This window comes from Phenylobacterium sp., from assembly GCF_044372605.1.
Taxonomy (GTDB): domain Bacteria; phylum Pseudomonadota; class Alphaproteobacteria; order Caulobacterales; family Caulobacteraceae; genus Phenylobacterium.
Map to the genome: position 1 here is coordinate 1 of NZ_JBILRO010000188.1, position 6,876 is coordinate 6,876.

The 6,876-nt window shown below is 67.4% G+C and carries 7 protein-coding genes; 4 read left to right on the forward strand and 3 right to left on the reverse strand.

The window, feature by feature from the left end; all coding sequences use genetic code 11:
* Both ACIQ42_RS13880 and ACIQ42_RS13885 read right to left on the reverse strand, forming a co-directional pair.
* Positions 1-765, reverse strand: a 765-nt coding sequence (locus ACIQ42_RS13880) for a response regulator transcription factor (protein WP_397422831.1), incomplete at its 3' end; no start/stop codon positions are given.
* A gap of 71 nt (positions 766-836) precedes the next feature.
* Entirely contained in the window at positions 837-2,123 is a 1,287-nt protein-coding gene (locus ACIQ42_RS13885; RefSeq protein WP_397422832.1) for an adenylosuccinate synthase, read from the reverse strand.
* 53 nt (positions 2,124-2,176) lie between these two features.
* On the opposite strand from ACIQ42_RS13885, the gene ACIQ42_RS13890 reads away from it, so the two are divergent.
* The 4 genes from ACIQ42_RS13890 to ACIQ42_RS13905 all read left to right on the forward strand — a co-directional run bounded on the left by ACIQ42_RS13890 (position 2,177) and on the right by ACIQ42_RS13905 (position 5,027).
* Positions 2,177-2,686 (forward strand): VOC family protein, encoded by a 510-nt coding sequence (locus ACIQ42_RS13890; protein WP_397422833.1) that lies wholly within the window; start codon positions 2,177-2,179, stop codon positions 2,684-2,686.
* Positions 2,683-3,663: a threonine/serine dehydratase gene (locus tag ACIQ42_RS13895; protein ID WP_397422835.1), complete on the forward strand. Its 981-nt coding sequence runs from the start codon at positions 2,683-2,685 to the stop codon at positions 3,661-3,663. The genes ACIQ42_RS13890 and ACIQ42_RS13895 overlap by 4 nt, the downstream gene beginning before the upstream one ends.
* Positions 3,664-3,735: 72 nt before the next feature.
* Positions 3,736-4,743 (forward strand): flagellar hook-length control protein FliK, encoded by a 1,008-nt coding sequence (locus tag ACIQ42_RS13900; RefSeq protein WP_397422836.1) that lies wholly within the window; start codon positions 3,736-3,738, stop codon positions 4,741-4,743.
* On the forward strand, positions 4,740-5,027 hold the full coding sequence (locus ACIQ42_RS13905) for an EscU/YscU/HrcU family type III secretion system export apparatus switch protein (RefSeq protein WP_397422838.1): 288 nt from the start codon (positions 4,740-4,742) through the stop codon (positions 5,025-5,027). The genes ACIQ42_RS13900 and ACIQ42_RS13905 overlap by 4 nt, the downstream gene beginning before the upstream one ends.
* 9 nt (positions 5,028-5,036) lie before the next feature.
* Here the strand turns inward: ACIQ42_RS13905 and ACIQ42_RS13910 are convergent.
* The coding region (locus ACIQ42_RS13910; RefSeq protein WP_397422839.1) for an efflux RND transporter permease subunit at positions 5,037-6,876 on the reverse strand (1,840 nt) is incomplete at its 5' end.

Below are 6,876 nucleotides of genomic sequence, written 5' to 3' on the forward strand. Positions count from 1 at the left end.
CAGCAGCGGGGCGGCCCACCGCCCGGCGTCGGCGCGGTTCAGACGTTCGCCTGTATGGGTGGCGCGGGTCAGTTTCTGGTGGATCTCCGACGCAGCCACCGTAATCCTCAAATCGTAGGCGATGCCTTGCAGGAAGTTCGCCTGCGCCAGCATGGCGCGCAGGGCCTGTTCCGGATCCGTCTCGGAAGCGGCCACCGCAGCCCGGATGATCTTCAGCGCCTGATTGATCTTCTGTTGATAGGGGGTCTCGGATCCATCGTCGCGGCGCTTGAGCGAGCCGGAATAATCACCCGAATTGAAGCGACGCCGGTCAGGGCCGATATAGCTGATACCCTCAACCCAATCCCGCTCCCTCAGCGTCACCGCCTCAAGGCGGCGCACCAGGTCCTTCATGCTGTAGGGCTTGCGCAGGAATTCATGCGCGCCGGCGTCGCGCGCCGCCAGGATCGAGGTGGCGGTGGCCGCGCCTGAGACGGCGATGACCGGCGCCTGGCGTGCGCGCCAGGTGCTGCGGCGAAGGGCGCGCGCGATTTCCAACCCGTCGAACTTGGGGTCTCCGACCTCCACGACCACCAGCTGCGGGTCGCAGGTCTGCGCGATCTTGAGCGCGCGCTCGGTGTCGTTCGCAACCCAGCAATAGGACCGCGCGACGTCACGCATCAGGTCCACCAGCAGCCGCGCACCGGCTGGCTGTGGATCGGCTATCAGCACGCGTCTCAGCAACGGCTGCATCTTCGCGTAAGTGCGTTTCTCACCGTCGTTCAAGGCGCGGCTCCCGCTTTTCAAACGAAGCCATAACTCAGTATGGGTAAATGACCCCTTGATGCGGCGGGCCGTCAGTCGTGGAAGGGATCCCGCATCAGGATGGTGTCGTCCCGCTGGGGGCTGGTGGACAGCAGGGCCACCGGCGCGCCGATCAGTTCCTCAATGCGGCGGACGTACTTCACCGCGCTGGCCGGCAGGTCCTTCCAGGAGCGTGCGCCCTGGGTCGTACCGCTCCAGCCCTCCATCTCCTCATATACCGGAACAAGCTGGCTCTGGGCCTTCAGGCCCGCGGGCAGATAGCCGATCGCGTCTCCGGCCAGGCGATAGCCGGTGCAGATCTTCAGCGTGGGCAGGCCGTCCAGCACGTCCAGCTTGGTGAGCGCGATACCGGCAATCCCGTTCAGCGCCACCGACTGGCGCACCAGCGCCGCATCGAACCAGCCACAGCGGCGCGAACGTCCGGTCACGGTGCCGACCTCGCGCCCGACCGTGCCCAGGTGCTCGCCCACGGCGTCGAAGAGCTCGGTGGGGAATGGCCCCTCGCCAACCCGGGTGGTGTAGGCCTTGACGATGCCCAGCACATAGCCCGGCCCCTTGGGGCCAAGGCCCGATCCGGCGGCCGCCTGCCCGGCCACGGTGTTGGACGATGTGACATAGGGATAGGTGCCGTGGTCCACGTCCAGCAGGGCGCCCTGTGCGCCCTCGAACAGCACACGCTTGCCTGCCTTCACCAGCTCGTCGAGCATCAGCCAGGCAGGACGGGCATAGACCAGCACCTTGGGCGCGATCGCCTCCAGTTCGGCCAGCAGGGCGGCGGGATCCACATCGGGCAGGCCCAGTCCCCGGCGGAGTGGCGCATGGTGCGCCAGCAAGCGGTCAATCTTGGCCTCCAGCGCCTCACGGTCGGCCAGATCGGCGACGCGGATGGCGCGGCGACCTACCTTATCCTCATAGGCCGGGCCGATTCCCCGCCCGGTGGTGCCGATCTTGTTCAGCGCGGCGGCTTCCCGAGCCTGGTCCAGATCCCGATGGATCGGCAGGATCAGGCAGGCGTTATCGGCCACGACCAGCAGATCGGGGGTGATCGCCACGCCCTGGTCACCCAGGGTCGCGATCTCCTTCAGCAGATGCCAAGGGTCCACCACCACGCCATTGCCGATGATCGAAAGCTTGCCCTGCACTACCCCGGAGGGGAGCAGCGACAGCTTGTAGGTCTGGTTCCCGACGACGAGAGTGTGGCCGGCGTTGTGACCGCCCTGGAAACGAACCACCACATCGGCGCGGTTGGACAGCCAGTCGACGAGCTTGCCCTTGCCCTCGTCGCCCCACTGGGCACCGATCACCGTGACATTGGCCATTTTGGATACGATCTCCCGACCTGCCCGGAAAAAACCCGCAAGCCCTTCGACAGGTGCTCGGCAAGCGGGCGGAGATCAATTCGGGAGCCGGTTTAGACCAGCTGGACCTCGTCCTCAAGCGTTTGCCGCGCTATCAGGCGATCATGGACATTCCGCGTTTTCATCTCGCCTTCCCGGTGCGCGATCTTGCCGAGGCCCGCGCTTTCTATGGCGAATTGCTGGGATGCCCCGAGGGGCGCTCCAGTCCCGAGTGGGTGGATTTCGACTTCCACGGTCATCAGATCGTGGCGCATCTGTCGCCGGGCGAGGCAGGCGGGGCTGCGACCAATGCGGTCGATGGCCACCAGGTGCCCGTGCGCCATTTTGGCCTGCTGCTGACCTTGCCGGAATGGGAGGCGCTGGCCGCGCGGCTGAAGTCGGCCGGGACCAGTTTCATCATCGAACCGCACATCCGCTTTCCCGGCGAGCCGGGCGAGCAGGCCACGATGTTCTTCCTGGACCCTTCCGGCAACGCGCTGGAGTTCAAGGCCTTTGCCGATGACGCGCAGGTGTTTGCCAAATGACGATCACGCTTGCCGATATCGAGGCCGCCGCCGCCCGCCTGGAGGGCCATGCCGTCAGGACCCCGCTGATCGAAAGTGCGGCGCTCAACGAACGGCTGGGCCTGCGGGTCCTGATCAAGCCCGAGACCTTGCAACGGGTGGGCGCGTTCAAGTTTCGCGGCGCCTACAACCGTCTGGTTCACCTCAGTGCGGCGGAACGGGTTCGCGGCGTTGTAGCGTTCTCGTCCGGCAATCACGCCCAGGGTGTGGCGCTGGCGGCGAAGCTGCTGGGAATGCCCGCCGTTATTGTCATGCCCAGCGACGCGCCCACGGTGAAAGCCGAGGCCACGCGAGGCTATGGCGCCGAGGTGGTCTTCTATGACCGCCTGACCGAGAGCCGCGAAGCGATATCGGCCGCCATCGCCGCCGAGCGCGGCGCGGTCATGGTCCCGGCCTTTGACGATGTGCACATCATGGCAGGCCAGGGTACGGCGGGCCTGGAAATGGTCCGGCAGGCGCAGGCCCTCGGCGCACCGATGGACGCCGTCATCGCGCCGTGCAGCGGGGGTGGCCTGTTGTCCGGGATCGCCACGGCGGTGAAGGCGCTCTCGCCGCATACGGCGGTGATCGGGGTCGAGCCGGCGGGCTATGACGATACACTGAAATCGCTGAAGGCCGGCCAGCGCACGCCCATGAAACCCACCCATCGCACCCTCTGCGATGCGCTGGAAACGCCCTGCCCGGGCGAACTCACCTTCCCGATCCTGCAGAAGACGGTGGCGGATGTCGCCGTCGTCACCGATTCCGAGGTGGCCGAGGCCATGCGCTATGCGTTCAGTGTTCTGAAGCTGGTGGTGGAGCCGGGCGGCTCGGCCGGCCTGGCCGCCCTGCTGGCCGGCAGGATCGGTGGCTACAGCGGCAGGACCGTGGGTCTGGTGCTGTCGGGCGGCAACGTCGACCCGGAGCTGTTTGCCCGCGTGCTGCGCGGCGAGCTTTGACCGAGGCTTAAGTCGCTCTTCATGGCCTGAGCCTAGCTTACAGCGAATCAATCGCCGGGTTTCAGACCGACCATGAGCGGCGCGCCCCTATCGCGGACCTCCTCGCTGGACAACGCACTGCGTGCGCTGGTCTCGAACGTGACGCAGGTCGAGGCTCAGGCAGCGGCCGCCGCCGCCATAGAACGCAGTGCACCCGCTTCGTCGCCTCAGGCCAGTGATCCGGCGAAGGCCCTGCTGGACGCCGCGAGAGCCCAGGCCGCCGCCCGGCAAGGCGGCCTGGCGCCGCTCTTCGCCAACCTGACCCAGGCCCGGGCCCTTGCGGGTTTGCCGGCCGAGGTCAGGGCCGCGATCCAGCAGCTTCTGGCGCTTCCCACGCCGGCTGCCGGCGACTGGAGCGCGCAGACGGTCCGCCAGGCTTTCCTGCGCTCCGGCCTGTTTCACGAGGTGCGACTGGCGCAGGCGGCGCCGACCCCGGATCTCAAGGCGGCCCTTCTGGTCCTGAAACAGGCGTTGGCGGAGAATATTGCGCAGCAACCCCGGCTCTCGCCGCGTTCCGCCACCGCGCCACCGCCCACCCGGGATGCGGCGCTTGCCGGGCAGCCGGCGGTCGAGGCAGAGATCACGCGCGATACAGAACGCCAGCCCGCGCTGCAGATCCTTGGTCGGGACGTGGAGCATGCCCTGGCGCGTCAGGTGCTGCACCAGATGGCGTCGCTCCCTGAGGGGGCGAAGTCCGCCTGGATGTTCGAGTTTCCGCTGGTGACGCCGCAGGGCGTCGCTATCGCCCAATTCGAGATCGAACAGGATCACGGCGGGTCGCAGTCGGCCGAGGCCGCCCGTCCCTGGCGCGCCCGCGTCTCGCTGGATGTGGAACCGCTGGGTCCGGTTCACGCCGAGCTGTTTCTGAAAGACGGCGTCGCCTCGGCGACAATCTGGGCGGAACGCGAGACCGGTCTGAGCCAGCTGCGCGACCACATCGCCGAGCTCGCAGGCGCGTTTGCCGCGCCGGTGACCTTGCGCTCCGGCGCGCCGCCCGCCAGGCCGCCGCCGGGCGGTCAGTTCGTGAGCATCACTTCATGAGCCAGCCCCAGGCCCCACAGCTGGCCGTCGCCCTTCGCTACGACGCCCCGGACGCCCCGCGGGTGGTCGCCATCGGCCGTGGAGAGCTGGGCCAGCGGATCATCGATACCGCCCGTGAACATGGTGTGCCGATTGAACAGAATCCCGCCCTCGCCGCCGCTCTGGCGACGGTCGAGCTGGACAGCGAAATCCCCGAGGCGCTCTACGCGGCCATGGCGATCATCATCGGCTTTATCCTGCGCACCGCGACGGCGCCGACCCCGGCGGGAGCGCTCAAGCCCTGAGTCGCCTCGTCAGGTCCGGTCGCTCACGGTCACCGGATCTGGCGCTTCCCGCGGTGTGACCAGGCGTGCCAGCTTCGGCTTCAGCCAGTTCTCGAAGTCGTCCACGAAGCTGTAGACCACCGGCACCAGCACCAGCGACAGCACCGTCGAGGTGATCAGTCCGCCGATCACGGCGACCGCCATCGGCTGGCGGAACTCCGCGCCGGCCTCCAGGGCGAACGCTGTCGGCAGCATCCCGGCGGCCATGGCCAGGGTGGTCATGATGATCGGCCGCGCCCGCTCGCGGCAGGCGTCGATGAGGGCGTCGTGCTGACTCATGCCCTCGCGCTCACGCTCGATGGCGTACTCCACCAGCAGGATCGAGTTCTTGGCCGCCAGACCCAGCAGCATCAGGAAGCCGATCAGCGACGGGATCGAGAGTGACAGATTGAAGGCCAGCAGGCCCAGGAAGGCCCCGCCCACCGACAGCGGCAGCGCCGAGAGGATCACCACCGGCTTGAAGAAGCTGCGGAACAGCAGCACCAGCACGGCGTAGATCATCGATACGCCGCTGAAGATCGCGACACCGAAGCCGCCAAACAGTTCGGCCATGGCCTCCTGGTTGCCGATCGCGGCGGGCCGCACGCCCTCGGGCAGGTTCTTCATGATGGGCAGGTTGTTGACCGCCTTCTGCGCTTCGCCGGCTTCGACGCCGTTCAGTTCCGCGCGGATGGTGACCTGCCGCTCGCGGTTCAGCCGGTCGATCCGGGCCGGACCCGCCTGGAAGGTGATGTCCGCGACGCTTTCCAGGGTTGTCGATCCGCCGTTCGCTGTCGGCACCCGCAATGAACGGATCCGTTCGATATCGGCGCGGGCGGATTCCGGCAGCCGGATACGGATCGGGATGCGCCGCTCTCCGTCATTGAACTTGGCCACGTTGGCGTCGATGTCGCCGACCGTGGCGACACGGGCGATATTGGCGATCACATCGGAGGAGACACCCAGGCGCGCGGCCTCATCGGCCTTGGGGCGGATGATGATTTCGGGACCGATGGGCGGACGGGTCGGGCGCGGATCGGCCAGTTCGCTGAGGCCACGCATCTGCCGTTCCAGCTGGAGACTGGCCGCCAGCAGGTTGTCGGGGTTGGAACCGGTCAGGATCTGCTGGTAACCGGATCCACCCTCGGCGCTCAGGAAGGTGAGCCGGGCGTCGGGAATGGCGCGCAACTGCTTGCGCAGGCGCGTCCGCATCTCGTCTCCCGTTGTCTTGCGGTCGGACCTCAGCAGGATGGTTGCGGTCCCCGTGCGCAGGTCGCCGCCGCCGCCGCCGAAGGAGCCGGGCCCAAAGTTGGAGACCGTCGAGCCGATCTGGATGAAGACGTCGGTGACTTCAGGCTGCTTGCGGAACAGAGCGTTCAGCTCTGCGGCGATTTCATTCATGTCGTCCACGGTCGCGCCGGGCGGTCCCTGGATGTTCACATAGGCAAAGTCCGGGTCGCCGGCGGGCTGGAAGCCCTGGGGCAGCAATGGCACCAGGGCCACCGAGCCAAAGAAGATCACGCCCCCGAAGATCGACGCCAGAATCCGGTGCGCCAGACACCATTCCAGGGCGTTGCGATAGAAGCCCTCGAACGGCTTCCTCGGCTGTGCGACAGCGCCCGCCTTCAGGAAATAGGCCGCCATGGGCGGGGTCACCAGGCGCGCCACCAATAGCGAGAAGAGCACGGCCACCGACACGGTCAGACCGAACTCCTTGAAGAACTGGCCCGGGATGCCCGGCATGAAGCTGACCGGCGTGAACACCACCACGATCGCCATGGTGGTCGCCACCACCGCCAGCCCGATGGAGTCCGCGCCCTGGATCGCCGCG